13 protein-coding genes are annotated in these 15,839 nt (G+C 67.5%); 9 read left to right on the top strand and 4 right to left on the bottom strand.

Going from position 1 to position 15,839, the window contains the following annotated elements:
- Window positions 1-176 precede the first annotated feature (176 nt).
- From MZTS_RS21345 to MZTS_RS21320, 6 genes are all read left to right on the top strand, one after another.
- The gene (locus MZTS_RS21345) at window positions 177-1,193 is read left to right on the top strand and encodes a hypothetical protein (protein WP_192285339.1); all 1,017 of its coding nucleotides are present in this window, start codon (window positions 177-179) and stop codon (window positions 1,191-1,193) included.
- Between the two features lie 146 nt (window positions 1,194-1,339).
- Window positions 1,340-1,528, top strand: coding sequence for a DUF3606 domain-containing protein (locus tag MZTS_RS25700; RefSeq protein WP_378738141.1), 189 nt, complete (start codon window positions 1,340-1,342; stop codon window positions 1,526-1,528).
- 417 nt (window positions 1,529-1,945) lie between these two features.
- Complete coding sequence (locus MZTS_RS21335) at window positions 1,946-3,379, top strand: NAD-dependent succinate-semialdehyde dehydrogenase (RefSeq protein WP_192285337.1); 1,434 nt, start codon at window positions 1,946-1,948, stop codon at window positions 3,377-3,379.
- Window positions 3,380-3,931: 552 nt separating this feature from the next.
- Complete coding sequence (locus MZTS_RS21330) at window positions 3,932-5,308, top strand: polyhydroxyalkanoate depolymerase (RefSeq protein ID WP_009866926.1); 1,377 nt, start codon at window positions 3,932-3,934, stop codon at window positions 5,306-5,308.
- Window positions 5,309-5,504: 196 nt separating this feature from the next.
- Entirely contained in the window at window positions 5,505-8,477 is a 2,973-nt protein-coding gene (locus tag MZTS_RS21325; RefSeq protein ID WP_192285336.1) for an FAD-linked oxidase C-terminal domain-containing protein, read from the top strand.
- A 58-nt stretch (window positions 8,478-8,535) separates the two neighbouring features.
- Window positions 8,536-9,408 (top strand): SDR family oxidoreductase, encoded by an 873-nt coding sequence (locus tag MZTS_RS21320; protein WP_009866530.1) that lies wholly within the window; start codon window positions 8,536-8,538, stop codon window positions 9,406-9,408.
- Between the two features lie 18 nt (window positions 9,409-9,426).
- Here MZTS_RS21320 and MZTS_RS21315 read toward each other — a convergent pair whose 3' ends face one another.
- Window positions 9,427-9,945 carry a DUF2380 domain-containing protein gene (locus tag MZTS_RS21315; RefSeq protein ID WP_192285335.1) on the bottom strand — a complete coding sequence of 173 codons (519 nt, stop codon included), beginning with the start codon at window positions 9,943-9,945 and terminating at the stop codon, window positions 9,427-9,429.
- A 120-nt stretch (window positions 9,946-10,065) separates the two neighbouring features.
- Between MZTS_RS21315 and MZTS_RS21310 the strand changes: the two genes are divergently transcribed.
- Window positions 10,066-11,067 (top strand): AraC family transcriptional regulator, encoded by a 1,002-nt coding sequence (locus tag MZTS_RS21310; protein ID WP_192285334.1) that lies wholly within the window; start codon window positions 10,066-10,068, stop codon window positions 11,065-11,067.
- On the opposite strand, the gene hyi is transcribed toward MZTS_RS21310, so the two are convergent.
- Together hyi and MZTS_RS21300 are read right to left on the bottom strand one after the other, a co-directional pair.
- Window positions 11,058-11,837 carry a hydroxypyruvate isomerase gene (hyi, locus tag MZTS_RS21305; RefSeq protein WP_192285333.1) on the bottom strand — a complete coding sequence of 260 codons (780 nt, stop codon included), beginning with the start codon at window positions 11,835-11,837 and terminating at the stop codon, window positions 11,058-11,060. The genes MZTS_RS21310 and hyi overlap by 10 nt on opposite strands.
- Window positions 11,838-11,895: 58 nt before the next feature.
- Window positions 11,896-12,714 (bottom strand): GntR family transcriptional regulator, encoded by an 819-nt coding sequence (locus MZTS_RS21300; protein WP_378738699.1) that lies wholly within the window; start codon window positions 12,712-12,714, stop codon window positions 11,896-11,898.
- Window positions 12,715-12,867: 153 nt separating this feature from the next.
- On the opposite strand from MZTS_RS21300, the gene MZTS_RS21295 reads away from it, so the two are divergent.
- Complete coding sequence (locus MZTS_RS21295; protein WP_192285332.1) at window positions 12,868-14,043, top strand: pyridoxal-phosphate-dependent aminotransferase family protein; 1,176 nt, start codon at window positions 12,868-12,870, stop codon at window positions 14,041-14,043.
- An 88-nt stretch (window positions 14,044-14,131) separates the two neighbouring features.
- Window positions 14,132-15,433, top strand: a complete 1,302-nt coding sequence (locus MZTS_RS21290; protein ID WP_192285331.1) for an MFS transporter — start codon at window positions 14,132-14,134, stop codon at window positions 15,431-15,433.
- 88 nt (window positions 15,434-15,521) lie between these two features.
- Here MZTS_RS21290 and MZTS_RS21285 read toward each other — a convergent pair.
- Window positions 15,522-15,839, bottom strand: a 318-nt coding sequence (locus tag MZTS_RS21285; protein WP_192285330.1) for a hypothetical protein, incomplete at its 5' end; no start/stop codon positions are given.

Genomic DNA, 15,839 nt, shown 5'->3' with positions numbered 1-15,839 from the left:
GGTTCGGGCTCGGGCGTTCGTGAGGGGATGGGCCGGGCTGCTCTCCGCGGGGGCTCACGTGCCGCTGAACGCGACTGTGCGGGCGTACCCGATGCCGCGGGTGGGCGCGTGCCTGGGCGGGCGGAGGCGGGCACCCCAGGGGGCACGGGGGGAATTACGCGCGTGCCGATTGATCGATGCCCTCGCAGATTTTTTCCGTAAATATTTCGAGCGCAAATAACGAGCAGAGACTACTTATTAACACAGCTGGAGCTATTCAGCGACAAAATTTTAAATATGTGAAGGACGGAATGAGCATCCCACCAAATCAGCCCAGCTCGTTAGGACCGCGCTCAAGCAAGTTGCAACGCGACTTAACTCAAGCCGAGAAAGAGGCATTTGCAGCGCCGAACATTTCAGGTCTGTTCAAAAATCTAAATTCAGGATTGAATGAAATTTGGGAAGATTACTTAACAATCAATTACTACCTCGGTGAAGTGCACACAGGAATCAAACGCGGAAAACTTCCGAGAGTAACGATAGATAAGCTTGTTCACCGAGACGGTGCCGAGCCAGCAGCAGCCAACACTATCTACGGGATATTAAGTCGCTTCAAAAATAAATCCCTGAGTCGACACGCATTCATTGATGGAGTGAGTCTTTTCGAATTATTTATGTCTCGGCTGACGTTTCTTGTGCATATTGACTACCCAGCGAAACTTAAGGGTTTAGCAAACGACCAAGGGAGTGAAAATGAATCGAGGAAATCCAAGCTTATTGACATGATTCTTGACAGCTCCGACAGGCATGAAATTATACATAAACTTATCGAAGAGAAGGTGCGCGGGATTTTTTATGGCAATCCCGTTGATTTGTTCAAAAAAGATAAAGCCAGAATTGGGTTTGGGACATACTTCAAAGATAATCACACCCAGTTGCTTGAGGCGTTCAAGGAGATTACGGCCCGCAGGAACATAATAATACACAATGAAAGCAGGGTGGACAGAAAATACCTCCTAGAAGTAGAGACGTCAAGTCTTAAGCTAGGTAGCGTAGCTGACATCACTGAGGATTACCTTAAAACATCCCTGCTCGTTATGAAAGATCTTGGCGCCGCATCTGCGCAGCGCGTAGCAAATAGCGTATACAAACAGCCATTAGGAGGCATTGTGAAAAAGATCGAGGTAGCTGCGAAGAAACATCCACCTGTTTAGATGGCTTGCACCAACCAATCTAAGGCACGTTGATTACTTTGAATAAACTTCCAGTAGGCGCCGGAATGCGCACGTTGGCGTCCCGTATCGTCGCCAGCGTGACCGTCTCATATGCCTTTGCGACGCTGTCCGGGGCGTGACCCCCGATGGCGTCTGCTATGAACGGCCTTACCAGCACACGCCGGCCGCTGAGATCATGCACAGTAACATGCCACTCCGACCAATCCTCTCGGTCGGCGAGATTGCTCATCACCCAGGATCAGCTCACCGCAGCGCACCGAAAGGTCGGCCGGATGACCGAGGACATCGCGGCGGAGCTGGGAAAGAAGCGGTAGGAGGGACCGCCGGGCACCGTCAGGGCACACGTGAAAGGGCATGGTGGTCGGACGCTCAAGGCACGCGAAGCGAAGCCGGATTGACAGTCACACACCACTTTCACACAATGTCGGCCCGCGAGATTGCTAAAGCATTGTAAAACAAGAGATTAACTCGATCCGTGGAGGTTCGAGTCCTCTTGGCCGCACCAGACTCTTTAACCGGTTTGACCGGAAGAGTCGGTGCCACTCTCAATATCCCGCTCACTTGTCAGCGGTTATCCATCACAATCTGATCGGTGGTGCAGCGAAGGCGACAGCCGGGTTTGCGTCTGTCGTCGGCAAGGCGGGAAGCTGGGCTGGCATGCACGGGCGGCGCCGGGCATCGTGTGTCCGCATCGCTTATATGATGGCCATTCCCCCACACGGAGATGGCTCATGGACCTCGACGTTTCGCTTCACATCGCCGGCCGTTGGCGTTCCGGTGGCGGCGGCGAGACCCTGGCCATCCTCAACCCCGCCACCGGCGAGGCGATCGGCCGGGTCGCGGTCGCCACGCGGAGCGATCTCGACGAGGCGCTGGACGCGGCCGAGCGGGGTTTCGCCGCCTGGCGGCGGGTCTCCGCCTTCGACCGGTCCAAGGTGCTGCGCCGTGCCGCCGCGCTGATGCGCGAGCGCGCCGAGGCGATCGCCCGCGTCATGACCCTGGAGCAGGGTAAGCCGCTGGCCGAGGCGCGCATCGAGGCCGGGGTGGCCGCCGACATCATCGAGTGGTTCGCGGAGGAGGGCCGGCGCGCCTATGGCCGGGTCATCCCCGCCCGCGCGGAGGGCGTGCTGCAGATCGTCACCCGCGAGCCGGTCGGGCCGGTGGCGGCCTTCACGCCCTGGAACTTCCCGATCAATCAGGCGGTGCGGAAGGTCTCGGCGGCGCTCTGCAGCGGCTGCTCCGTCATCCTGAAGGGGCCCGAGGACACCCCGGCCTCCTGTGCCGAGCTGGTGCGGGCTTTCCTCGATGCCGGCGTGCCGGGCGATGCCCTGGCCCTCGTCTACGGTGACCCGGCCGCGATCTCCGGCACCCTCATCCCGCATCCGGTGATCCGCAAGATCACCTTCACCGGCTCCACCGCCGTCGGCAAGCAGCTCGCGGCTCTGGCGGGCCAGCACATGAAGCGGGCGACGATGGAGCTCGGCGGCCATGCCCCGGCCATCGTGTTCGACGACGCCGATGTCGAGAAGGCGGTGCAGGTGCTCGCCGCCAACAAGTATCGCAATGCCGGCCAGGTCTGCGTCGCCCCGACGCGCTTCCTCGTCCAGGCCCAGGTCTATGACCGTTTCGTCGACGGTTTCGTGGCGGCCTCGCAGGCGCTCAAGGTCGGCGACGGGCTCGATCCCGACACGCAGATGGGGCCCCTGGTCCACGGCCGCCGGGTCGAGGCGATGGAGGCCCTCGTGGCCGATGCCGTGGCGCAAGGCGCGCGGCTGCTCACGGGCGGCAGCCGCATCGGCAATCGCGGCCATTTCTTCGAGCCTACCGTCTTCGCCGATGTGCCGCTTGGGGCTCGGATCATGAACGAGGAGCCGTTCGGCCCCATCGCGGCGATCCGGCGCTTCTCCGAGGACGACGAGGCGCTGCAGGAGGCCAATCGTCTGCCCTTCGGGCTCGCCGCCTACGCCTATACCCGCTCCGCCGCCCGGGCGAACCGGGTGGGAGCGGCGGTCGAGGCCGGCATGGTCTCGATCAACCACCACGGCATCGCCCTGCCCGAGACGCCGTTCGGCGGCGTCAAGGATTCGGGCTACGGCAGCGAGGGCGGCTCCGAGGCGATCGAGGCCTATCTCACGACGAAGTTCGTGACGCAGGCCAGCGCCTGAGACGGGATCCGCTCGATCAAAGCGGTTCCCGTCTCGGCAAGCCCGCGCGGCGCCTGAGCGAAGCCCGGATCCGCGATCCCGAAGGGATCAAGCGGATCTGGCAAGCGGATCTGGTATGAGGCGAGGCCGTCCGCGAGAGCCGTTCCCGATCGTTTTGCAGATCGGGAATGGCTTTAAGTTCTTGTTTTTAAGAACTTTCTCTCTGAAGCGGCGGGCGGGACTGGGCCCGGCCCCAGGCCGGCGCCGATAAGGCCGCGGCATCCGCCATTCTTCGGGTCGTCAGCCCATGAAAAATCCCATGAAAAATCGCCGGCCGCTCATATCTTCGGTTCTGCGGCAAAGCGGTGGGAATGACTTTCTGAGCGGCCCTCAGGAGATAAACTCAAGACAATTTTGAGCCCTGTTCCGGTGAAACTCAAGGCTCGGCGCAGTGCCTTCCGGTGGAGGATCTTGAACAAAGGAAACTTTTTAGCGGGATCGCGAGTTTAGCCCTCCACCAACGTAAGAAAAGGACAGCTTGGTCCAAGCGAGCTGCTCCGTGGAAGCGCTCGCATGCTGTACCCTCTCTACGAGGCTGGTCATCTCATGCTCGCACCGATGCGACTGGCGGCGGAAGCCACTAAGCTCGCCTGCGAGAACCCGCTGAATCCGCTCGCCTACGTCCCCCAGGGTCGGGCCGTCGCTGCGGGCTGCGAGATGTTCGAGCGGGCCACCCGCGTCTACGACAAGCCGGCTTTCGGCCTCGGCGTGCCCGAGCGCATCGTCTGGGAGCGCCCGTTCTGCCGGGTCGTTGCCTTCGGCGAACCCTCCGCCGCGCTGGAGGCCAAGCCGAAAGTGCTGATCGTGGCGCCGATGTCCGGCCACTACGCCACGCTCCTGCGCGGCACGGTCGAGGCTTTCCTGCCGAGCCACCAAGTCTTCATCACCGATTGGTCCGATGCCCGGCAGGTGCCCCCGGCGGCCGGCCGCTTCGGCCTCGACGAGTATATCGATACCTGCATCGCCCTGTTCGAGGCGTTGGGGCCGGATCTCCACGTCACCGCCGTGTGCCAGCCCTCGGTTCCGGTGCTCGCGGCCATCGCCCGCATGGAGGCGGAGGATCATCCGCTGGTGCCGCGCTCGGCGGTGCTGATGGGCGGCCCGGTCGATACCCGCCGCTCGCCCACCGCCGTCAACCGGCTGGCGCAGGAGAAGGGGCTGGCTTGGTTCGAGCGGCACTGCATCCACACCGTGCCCTTCGGCTATCCGGGCGCGGGGCGGGCGGTCTATCCGGGCTTCCTGCAACTGGCCGGTTTCATGGGCATGAACCTCGACCGGCACAGGGATGCGCATCAGGCGATGTTCCATCATCTCGTGCAGGGGGACGGCGATTCCGCCGCCCGGCACCGCGCCTTCTACGATGAGTATCTCGCGGTCATGGACCTGACGGCGGAATTCTACCTGGAAACGATCGAGCGGATCTTCGTCAGCCACGCATTGCCCCGCGGCCTGCTGCGCCACCATGGAGACACGGTCGATCTCGGCGCCATCCGCCGCTGCCACCTGATGGCGGTGGAGGGCGAGAAGGACGACATCACCGGCATCGGCCAGACCAAGGCGGCCCTGGACCTCGCCGTGAACCTGCCGGAGACGGCCAAGGCCTATCACCTGCAGCCGGGAGCGGGGCATTACGGCATCTTCAACGGCTCGCGCTTCCGTCAGGAAATCGTGCCGCTGATGCAGGCCTTCATGGAAGAAAGCCTCCGGCCGGCCGCGCCGCGCCAGGCTCCGGTGGTGCCCGCGCCGGAGACGGACCCGATCCTCCTGCGCGACACGCCGCTCGTGCAGACCCCGCGCGTCGCCCGCTCGATCCGGCTGCCCGACACCCTCGCCCCGCTGCCGAACCGGCCGGCGCGGCAGGACGGCATTCCGCAGCGGATCGCGCTGTAATTCGAACAAGCTGCCTGAAATCCGAACGGCCGCCGATCCAGCATCGGCGGCCGTTTCGCCGTGCCCGCTCTCCCGCGATTTTCATCTTGTGACCTGAGGAGGTTTGACCCGCCTCCGCCATCGAATTATGCATTCAAAAATGCCGAGAGCCTGTCAGAGGTGCGGCGAGAGCGGGAGGTTCGACTTGGGAGGCGACGTGGGCGCGAGTGCGAAACCGGCTGTGGCGTCGGCTCCCAGCGCGCGGGCGAAGGCCCGCAACGATGCGGGATTGCCGCGCAAGCTCGCCGAGGTTCTGCAGGGCGAGGCCCGCTTCGACGCCTTCACCCGCGGACGTTACGCCACCGACGCCTCGATCTACCAGATCATGCCGGCGGGCGTGGTCTTCCCCAAAAGTGCCGCCGACATCGCCGCGACCCTGAGGGTGGCAGCTCAGTACGACCTGCCGGTGATCCTGCGCGGCGGCGGCACGTCGCAGAACGGCCAGCCGATCGGCTCGGGGCTGGTGGTGGATTGCTCGCGCCACTTCAACGGCGTGCTGGCCTATGACGCCGAAGGGGGCACCGTCACCGTCGAGCCCGGCCACGTGCTGGAGCGGCTGAATGCCCGGCTCAAGAGCGATGGCTGGTTCTTCCCGGTCGAGCCCTCGACCGCGACCCGCTGCACCATCGGCGGCATGGCCGGCAACAATTCCTGCGGCGCCCGCTCGCTGCGCTACGGCAAGATGAGCGACAACGTGCTGGCCATGGAGGCCCTGTTCCACGACGGGACCGCCTTCGGCTTCGGGCTGACCGGCAACGCGGCGGAGGCGGTGACCGGCGGCGCGCGGGCGGAAGACCTCGCCCGGCGCATGCTCGCCCTCGCCGCCGAGCACCGCGCCGATATCGAGACGATGTATCCGAAGGTGCAGCGGCGGGTCGGCGGCTACAATCTCGATTCGCTGATCGAGCCGCGCCCGAACCTCGCCCATCTCCTCGTCGGATCGGAGGGGACGCTCGCGGCCACCACCTCGGTCACGCTCAAGCTCTCGCGCCTGCCGGCCCACCGGGTGATGGGCGTGTGTCACTTCCCCTCGTTCCGTACGGCGATGGAGACCACGCGCCACATCGTCGATCTCGACCCCGTGGCGGTCGAACTCGTCGACAACAACGTGCTGGTGCTCGGCGCCGACATCCCGCTGTTCCGCACCACGCTCGCCGACATCACCCGGGGGCAGCCCAATTGCCTGCTGCTGACCGAATTCGCGGGCGACGACCTCGTGGCGCTCAAGCGCGACCTGAAGCGCCTCGACCAGTGCATGGCCGATCACGGCTTCCCCGATGCCGTGGTCGAGGTGGTGGAGCCGAACCGCCAGAAGGCGGTGTGGGAGGTGCGCGAGGCCTGCCTCAACATCATGATGTCGATGAAGGGGGACGCCAAGCCGATCTCCTTCATCGAGGATTGCGCCGTCCCGCTGGAGCATCTGGCCGATTACACCGATGCGGTGACCGAGGTGTTCTCGAAGCACGGCACACGCGGCACCTGGTACGCCCACGCCTCCGTCGGCTGCCTGCATGTGCGCCCGATCCTCAACATGAAGGACGGGGGCGACGTGACCAAGATGCGCGCCATCGCCGAGGAGACGGCGGAGTTGGTGCGCCGTTACAAGGGCTCCTATTCCGGCGAGCACGGCGACGGCATCTCGCGTTCCGAATTCGTCGAGCCGCTGTTCGGCGCAAGACTCACCCGCGCCTTCGAGACGGTGAAGGACGGCTTCGACCCCGAGAACCGCCTGAACCCCAACAAGATCGTCCGCCCGTTGAAGCTGGACGACCGCTCGCTGATGCGCTTCGCCCCCGGCTACGCGGTGAGCGCCCCGCACAAGACCGCCCTCGACTGGTCGGATTGGGGCGGGTTCGGCCCGGCGGTCGAGATGTGCAACAACAACGGCACCTGCCGGAAGCTCGCCGGGGGCGCGATGTGCCCCTCCTACCGCGCCACCCGCGACGAGCAGCACCTCACGCGGGGCCGGGCCAATTCCCTGCGCCTCGCGATCTCCGGCCAGCTCGGGGACGACGCCTTCCTGAGCCCTGAGATGAAGCGCACGATGGATCTGTGCGTCTCCTGCAAGGCCTGCCGCCGGGAATGCCCGACCGGCGTCGACATGGCCAAGATGAAGGTCGAGTTCCTGCATCATTACCACGCCCGCCACGGTCTGCCGCTGAAGGAGCGGCTGGTGGCGGAGATGCCGCGCTATGCCGGTGTCGCCGCCAAGCTGGCGCCGCTGCTCAACCTGCGCAACCGCTTCCCGGCCCTGGCCCGGTTCGGCGAGGAATGGGCCGGCTTCTCGGCCCGCCGCTCCCTGCCGGAATGGCGCCGGCCCTGGCGGGAGGAGGGCGAGGTCGCCCATCCTCAGGACGTGACGGGGGATTTCCGCGACATCGTCCTGTTCGGCGATACCTTCAACCGCGCCTTCGAGCGCGAGAACCTGGAGGCGGCCGAGCGCGTCCTGAAGGCGGCGGGCTACCGGCTGCACCGCGTGCTGGCCCATTCGGGCCGCCGCCCGCTCTGCTGTGGCCGGACCTATCTCGCCTCCGGCCAGACCGACCGGGCCCGCGCCGAGGCGCGGCGCACCCTCGACGCGCTCCTGCCCTTCGTCCGGGCCGGCGCGCGGGTGGTGGGCCTGGAGCCCTCCTGCCTTCTCACCTTCCGCGACGAGTTCCTGTCCTTGCTCGCCTGCGACGAGGCGAAGACCCTCGCGAGCCAAGCCTTCCTCTTCGAGGAACTTCTGGCCGCCGACCTCGCGACCGGCCGCATCGCCCTGCCGCTCGCCGATCAGGGCGGGCGGGTCGCCCACCTGCACGGCCATTGCCACCAGAAGAGCTTCGGGGCGATGGGCGCGGTCGAGACGGTTCTGCGCTCCGTGCCGGGGCTCGACGTGCGGGTGATCGACTCGAGCTGCTGCGGCATGGCCGGCGCCTTCGGCTATGGCCGGGACACCATCGACGTCTCCTTCGCCATGGCCGAGCTGTCGCTGTTCCCGGCGCTTCGCAAGGCGGACCCCGACGACCTCGTGGTCGCCGACGGCACCAGCTGCCGCCACCAGATCCATGACGGGCTCGGGCGCGACGCGGTCCACGTCGCCCGGGTGCTCGATGCGGCGCTGGCGGGGCGCGGCGCCGCGTCGCCCTGACCGGCCGGAACACTGCCGGGACCGACCGGTTGTCGCGGCATCCCGCAAAGGAACCGTGATGACCGATCCGCTGACGAAATATCCGCGCCCGCCCTTCGAGGCTCAAGGCCAGAGCTTCCCCGGCAAGACGGCGAAGATGGCGCCGGAGCCGGATCACGGCGAGGAGAGCTACAAGGGCGCGGGCAAGCTCACCGGCAAGGTCGCCCTGGTGACGGGCGGCGACAGCGGCATCGGCCGGGCGGTGGCCATCGCCTATGCCCGCGAGGGCGCGGACGTGGCGATCGCCTATCTGCCCGATGAGCAGAAGGATGCGGAGGCCGTCGGCAACTGGATCGAGAAGGCGGGCCGGCGCGCCCTGCTGCTTCCCGGCGACATCACCGATCCGGCCTATGCCCGCGAGATCGTCGAACGGACGGTGAAGGAACTCGGCCGGCTCGACGTGCTCGTGAACAACGCCGCCTTCCAGCAGCCGAACCAGGGCGTGACGGATATCGACGACGCCCTGTTCGAGAAGCACTTCCGCACCAATGTGTTCGGCCCGTTCTACGCGACCAAGGCGGCTCTGGCCCATCTCAAGCCCGGCGCCTCCGTGATCTTCACCTCCTCCGTCAATTCCAAGAATCCGGTGCCGACCCTGTTCGCCTACAGCGCCACCAAGGGGGCGCTGAGCAACATGGTGATCGGCCTCGCTCAGCTGCTCGCGGAGAAGGGCATCCGCGTCAACGGCGTGCTGCCCGGCCCGATCTGGACCCCGTTCATCCCGGCCGGGATGAGCGAGGATTCGGTCAAGAGCTTCGGCAGCCAAGTGCCGTTCAACCGCCCCGGCCAGCCGGCGGAGCTCGCCTCGGCCTATGTCATGCTGGCCTCCGAGGAGAGCAGCTACACCTCGGGCGCCCTCGTCACCGTCGCCGGCGGCATGCCCTTGTTCTGAGGCCGACCCGGTTCGCCGTCACGGCTCTCGTCCGGGGGCGGCGTCCCGGATCTGTCCGACCAGGAAGACCTCGGCGCGGCGCCATGCCTCGTCGGTGTCGCCGCGGAAGTTGAGGTCGCGGGTGAGCACGGCGCGGCCGGTGCGTGCATCGACCACCCGTGCCCAGAGCTGCAGGATCAGCGTGCTGCTCTTATGCACCACGCCGACGAAGACGAGGCCGGCTCCGGCGGCTTGCGCGGCCGTGAGCAGACAGGCGGGCCGTTCATCCGGGCAGCGGGCCCTGAGCGTCTCGGGGGCGAGGCGCACGGTCCGGTAGCCGCCGGCCCCGCCGAGATCCGCCGCGAGATGGCTCGCCATGGCCGCGAGGCGTCGGGCATGCTCCGCGCCCTGGTCCAGCGGTTCGCCCGAGGTGTCGAGGAGCTTGAGCGGCAGGATCGCAAGGGCCGGCGGCTCCGGATCGGCCCGCACCGGGAGCGCGGCGAGAGGGAGACCTGCCGCGGCCAGCCTCAGGAAGCGTCGAAGGCGCAGTCCACTCATGTCGTCCGGCTCCCCGGTGCCGCTTCGCTGGCGGTCTGACCGGACGCTAGGGCCTCGCTCCCGGCGGTTCTTGCCTTTCGGTGCCAGCCGGCGGAACCTCCGTGTGCGGGGGAGGGGCGGATGGATGGGCCCGGACTGACGCGGGCCTGCACGATGGGTCCGATCGTCACGGCGGTCGAGGCCGCGGGCGGTTCGGTCGCACGGGTGTTCCGCCGTGCCGAGATGCCGCTCGCGCTGATGGACGAGCCGGACCGGTTCATCCTTCTGAGCGACCAGTTGCGTCTCGTGGAGGGGGCCGTGCGCGAGAGCGGCGACCCCGCCTTGCCGGCCCGCCTCGCGATGGCCACCGGCATCGGTGGTCTCGGCGCCATCGGCCGGCATGTGCGCGCCTGCGCCACCTTGGGCGAGGCACTCGCCCGCGTCGAGGCGGTCACTTCCCCTCTCCTGCAGACGGCGACCTGGACCGGGTTGCGCCGGGAGGGCACGGGCTTCGTCTACGGTTACACCGTGACCGAACGCGTGGAAGTGGGGCGCCAAGCCAATGCGATGCTGGCGCTGGGCTACCTTCTCGGCACCGTGCGCCATTTCATGGGGCCGCATTGGCGGCCAGAGCGGGCGGTGCTGACCGGCGCCTCCCTGCCGGACCGAGCCGAGGTCGAGCGGATCTTCGGCTGCGAACTGAGCCTCGGGCCGCGCACCGGCCTGCCTCTCGACGCCGCGCTGCTGGCTGCGCCGAACCCGGCACCGGGCCCGCTTCTGGAAGAGGCCGCGCCCCTGCCTCCGGAGGGAGGAGTGGTGGCCTGCGTCGCCGGGCTGATCGAGCTTGCGCTGTACGACGGACGCCCCTCGATCGACTGGGTGGCCCGCAGGCTCGGGCTTTCCCGGCGCGGCCTGCAGCGCCGGCTGGAGGCGGAGGGGACCGGCTTCGCGCCGATTCTCCAGGCCGTCCTGCGAGCGCGGGCCGAAGCCTTGCTGGCGCAGGGCAGGCTGTCCATCGGCCGGATCGCCCTCGACCTCGGCTATGCCGATCCGGCCCACTTCACCCGAGCCTTCGTCGCCTGGACCGGCGTCGGCCCGCGTGTCTGGCGTCGGCTCAGGGGCGGGGAGGAGGTTCAGGCGTGATAGGCCGCCATCCAGGCCAGGCCGGCTTCGGTGTCCGCCGCCGGCAGGTACTCGCAGCCGACGAAGCCGTCATAGCCTGTGTCGTCCAAAGCCTTCAGCACCCTGCCGAAATCGATGCGGCCCGTGCCGGGTTCGTGACGGCCGGGCGCATCGGCGATCTGCAGGTGGGCGATGCGGGAGCGGTGAGCCGCGAGGCCGGCCAGCAGATCCTCGCCCATCATCGCCATGTGATAGAGATCGGCCTGGATGAAGAGGTTGTCGGACCCCACCGCTTCGATCACCGCCGCCGCGTCCGCGAGGCGGTTCAGGAAGAAGCCCGGCATGTCGCGGTCGTTGATCGGCTCGATCAGCAGGCGGAGGCCCGCCGCCTTCAGGACGGCGGCGGCATAGGCGAGGTTCTCGATCAGCGTCGCCCGGAGCCGCGCCGGCTCGGTCCCCGCTGGCGCGAGACCGGCCAAGCAGTTGATCTGCCGGCAGCCGAGCGCCCCGGCATAATCGATCGCCCGGCCGACGCCCTCGCGGAATTCCGGCACCCGCTCCGGCAGGATGGCGATGCCGCGCTCGCCCGCCGCCCAATCGCCCGGAGGCAGGTTGTGCAGGACCAGCGGCAGACCGGCCTCGCCGAGGCGCGCGGCCAGGGCCTGTTTCGTCTCGGCATAGGGGAACTGCATCTCCACCGCCGCGAAGCCGGCGGCGCGGGCGGCCGCGAACCGGTCGAGCAGGGGCCACTCCGTGAAGAGCAGGCTGAGATTCGCGGCGAAGCGAGGCATGGTCCGGCGAGTCCCTCTTAAAAATGCATTCAAAAATGATGGGAAAGGGCAGGAGTGCTCATGCGTTCTCCCCGGCCGTCGCCTCGCTGGGGGAGGCGGCCTCCCGGTCGGCGGCGGCCCTGCGCTTGTTGCGCAGGTGACGGAACAGGATGTCGCTCAACTCCGCCCCGGCCCGGCGGCGCAGGGCGTCGAGGATCTCCTCGTGCTCGCGCATCGCCTCGCCCCAGCGGTCGCGGTTGGCATCGAGATTGGCCGAGTAGCGCGCCCGCCGCAGGCGTCCGGCGAAGCTCGCATAGGTCGCACTCAAGGGAGCATTGTCGGCGGCCTGGACGATGCGGTCGTGGATCGCCTGATTGCAGGCGAAGTAGCCGTGCAGATCGCGCCGGAGGTAGTGGCCGTACATCTCGTGGTGCAGCCGCTCGATCTCGGCGAAGGCGGTTTCCGTGATGCGCTCGCAGGCGAGCCGCCCGGCCAGCGCCTCCAGCCCGCCCATCACGTCGAACAGCTCGACGATCTCCCGCTCGCCGATCCGGCGCACCCGCGCCCCGCGATTCGGCAGCAGATCGATCAGCCCCTCCGAGGCCAATACCTTCAGCGCCTCGCGCAACGGCGTGCGCGAGATGCCGAAGCGCTCGCACAGCAGCCGTTCCGGCACTCGGGCACCGGCGGCGAGATTGCCCTCGACGATGAATTCGCGCAGCCGCGTCAGCACCTCGTCGTGGAGCGAATGCACGAGGTTTTCCCGGGGCTTCGGGGCTGCCGAACCAGGCGTCGCGGCGCCCCCGGAGACGGGCCGGTCGAGGGTCTCTGCGGGCGGTTCGGCAAGTGGTTCGGCAAGTGGTTCGGCAGGCGGTCCGGCAAACGTCGTGGCAGGCATCATGGGCGAACCGTATCAGTGGCTCCCGCCTGCGTCGACGGCGCGAATGGAGGCATGATACTGCTTGTCTCTGCAAAAAATGAATGCAATTTTGTGGGATGAAGCGACCGGGAGCGAGACGCAGCGCCCGGCAGACGGCCCACGGGAGGGACCATGACCAGCCGCACCGGACGCCACTTCCTGCACATTCCGGGGCCGAGCCCGGTTCCGGAGCGCGTGCTGCGCGCCATGGACCGGCAGGTGATCGACCATCGCGGGCCGGAATTCGGCGTGCTCGGCCGCGAGGTGCTCGAGGGCTGCCGCACGATCTTTCGCACCAAGGGGCCGGTGGTGATCTATCCGGGCTCCGGCACCGGCGCCTGGGAGGCGACGATCGTCAACACGCTGTCCTCCGGCGACCGGGTGCTGATGTTCGAGACCGGCCATTTCGCCACCCTGTGGCGGCAGATGGCGGCGCGCTGGGGCATCGAGGTCGAGTTCGTGCCCGGCGATTGGCGCCACGGCGTCGATCCGGCCCTGGTCGAGGCCAAGCTCGCCGAGGATCGCAGCCATGCGTTCAAGGCGGTGATGGTGGTCCATAACGAGACCTCCACCGGCGTGACGAGCCGCATTCCGGCGATCCGCAAGGCGATCGACGCCGCCGGCCACCCGGCGCTCCTCCTCGTCGACACCATCTCCTCCCTCGGCTCGGTCGATTACCGGCACGACGAATGGGGGGTCGATGTCACCGTCAGCGGATCGCAGAAGGGTCTGATGCTGCCGCCGGGCCTCGGCTTCACCGCGATCTCGGACAAGGCGCGGGCGGCGGGCCGGTCCAACACCCTGCCTCGGTCCTACTGGGACTGGGAGGAGATGCTGAAGCCCAACGCCAACGGCTACTTCCCCTACACGCCGGCCACCAACCTGCTCTACGGGCTGCGCGAGGCGGTGGCGATCCTGCTCGAAGAGGGGCTCGACGCGGTCTTCGCCCGCCACCAGCGGCTCGCCGCCGCGACCCGCGCCGCGGTGGAGGCCTGGGGCCTCGAGGTGCTGTGCCGGAACCCCGACGAGTATTCGCCGGTGCTGACGGCGGTGATGATGCCGGACGGCAAGGGGGCGGACGCCTTCCGCGCCCTGGTGCTCGAGAAGTTCGACATGTCGCTCGGCGCCGGGTTGTCGAAGCTGTCCGACACAATCTTCCGCATCGGCCATCTCGGCGAGACCAACGACCTGACCCTGATGGGGGCCCTGTCCGGCGTCGAGATGGGGCTCGCCGCCGCCGGGGTGCCGCATCGGCGCGGCGGCGTGCTCGCCGCCATGGCGAGCCTGCGCTCCGGCCTCGACGGCTGAGTCGTCTGTCTGTCGTCCACGCCTCGGGCCGAGCCGCGCGTCAGATGCGGCGTCCGGGGCGGCTGCTCAAGAACCGGAGGAAACCCTCATGATCACGATCCCACGCCGCGTGACGGCGCCGGGCATGGTGCTGTTCCTGCTCTGCCTGATGTACTTCATCACCTATGTCGACCGGGTGAATGTCGGCACCGCCGGCCCGGCGATCAAGGGCGAACTCGGGCTCACCAACACCCAGCTCGGCCTCGTCTTCTCGGCCTTCGCCTATCCCTACGCGGTGTTCCAGATCGTCGGCGGCGCCATGGCCGACAAATGGGGCGCGCGGCGCACCCTGCTCATCTGCGGCCTGATCTGGGCGGCGGCGACGGTGGCGACCGGCTTCGTCGGCGGCGTGGTCTCGCTGTTCCTGGCCCGCTTCGCCCTCGGCTTCGGCGAGGGCGCCACCTTCCCCACCGCGACGCGGGCGATGCAGTCCTGGGTCGCGAAGGATCAGCGCGGCTTCGCGCAGGGCATCACCCATTCCTTCGCCCGCTTCGGCAACGCAGTGACGCCGCCGCTCGTGGTGATGATGATGGCCTTCGTCGGCTGGCGCGGGGCCTTCTTCATCCTCGGCATCGTCAGCTTCGCCTGGGTGCTGGTCTGGGCCTTCTACTACCGGGACGATCCGCGCGATCATAAGGGCATCACGGCCGAGGATCTGGAGCGGCTCGCGATCCGCGACCGCGCGGCCAAGCCCGCCGCCAAGCCGCCGGTGCCGTGGCGGCGACTCGTCCCGCGCATGGCGCCGGTCACGCTCACCTATTTCTGCTACGGCTGGTCGCTGTGGCTCTACCTCAACTGGCTGCCCTCCTTCTTCAAGGACGGCTACGGCCTCGACATCAAGAACTCGGCCCTGTTCGCCTCGGGCGTGTTCTTCGCGGGCGTCGTCGGCGACACGCTGGGCGGGGTCGTCTCCGACCGCATCCTCAGGAAGACCGGCGATCTGCAGAAGGCCCGCCGCAATGTCATCAGCTTCGGCATGCTGGGCGCGGCCGCCTGCCTCGCGGGCGTGTTCTTCACCAAGGACCTCACCCTGGTGGCGCTGCTCCTGAGCGGCGGCTTCTTCTTCCTCGAACTGGTGATCGGGCCGATCTGGTCGGTGCCGATGGACATCGCCCCGCAATATGCCGGCACGGCGAGCGGGCTGATGAATTTCGGCTCGGCCTTTGCCGCCATCGTCTCGCCGCTCACCTTCGGCTTCATCGTGGACATGACCGGCAACTGGATCCTGCCCTTCGCCGGCTCGGTCGGCCTGCTCCTGATCGGCGCCGGCCTCGCCTTCACGATGCATCCCGAGCGCCCGTTCGAGGACGAGCCCAAGGCCCTGACGCCGCGGGCGGTGCCGGCGGAGTAGGGCCTTCCTCAAACGAGAACCGCCGGCCCGTCCGGGGCCGGCGGCTGGAGCTGTTTTCCGAACCTGTTTTCCGATCTGCCGCTGTCGGTCAGACCGAGGGAAAGCGGCGCTGGAGGCTTGCCAGAACCTCGACCGCCTCCCGCGAGATCCCGGCCTCCCGCACGGCCTGGAGGCTGCGATCCTCGGCGGCCGGCGCCGTGCGCGGCTCGAACTGGCGACGATGGGCCTGATCGAGGATGTCGGCGATCCGGTCACCGACCGCGAGGGCGATGGCGGTCGAATCCGGCCCCTCCGAGCGGTGGACATGCATGCGCTGGAGCGCGTCGGCGATCTGCCGCTCGAAAGCCTGGAACAAGGCATCGGCGGCCTGCGGATTCATGCGCATCAGGGCCCCGGCGGCGGCACA

The sequence above is a fragment of the Methylorubrum zatmanii genome, from assembly GCF_014845115.1.
Taxonomy (GTDB): Bacteria; Pseudomonadota; Alphaproteobacteria; order Rhizobiales; family Beijerinckiaceae; genus Methylobacterium; species Methylobacterium zatmanii.
Note: the sequence above shows the minus strand (reverse complement) of the source record. Positions and strands in the feature narration are given on the sequence as shown.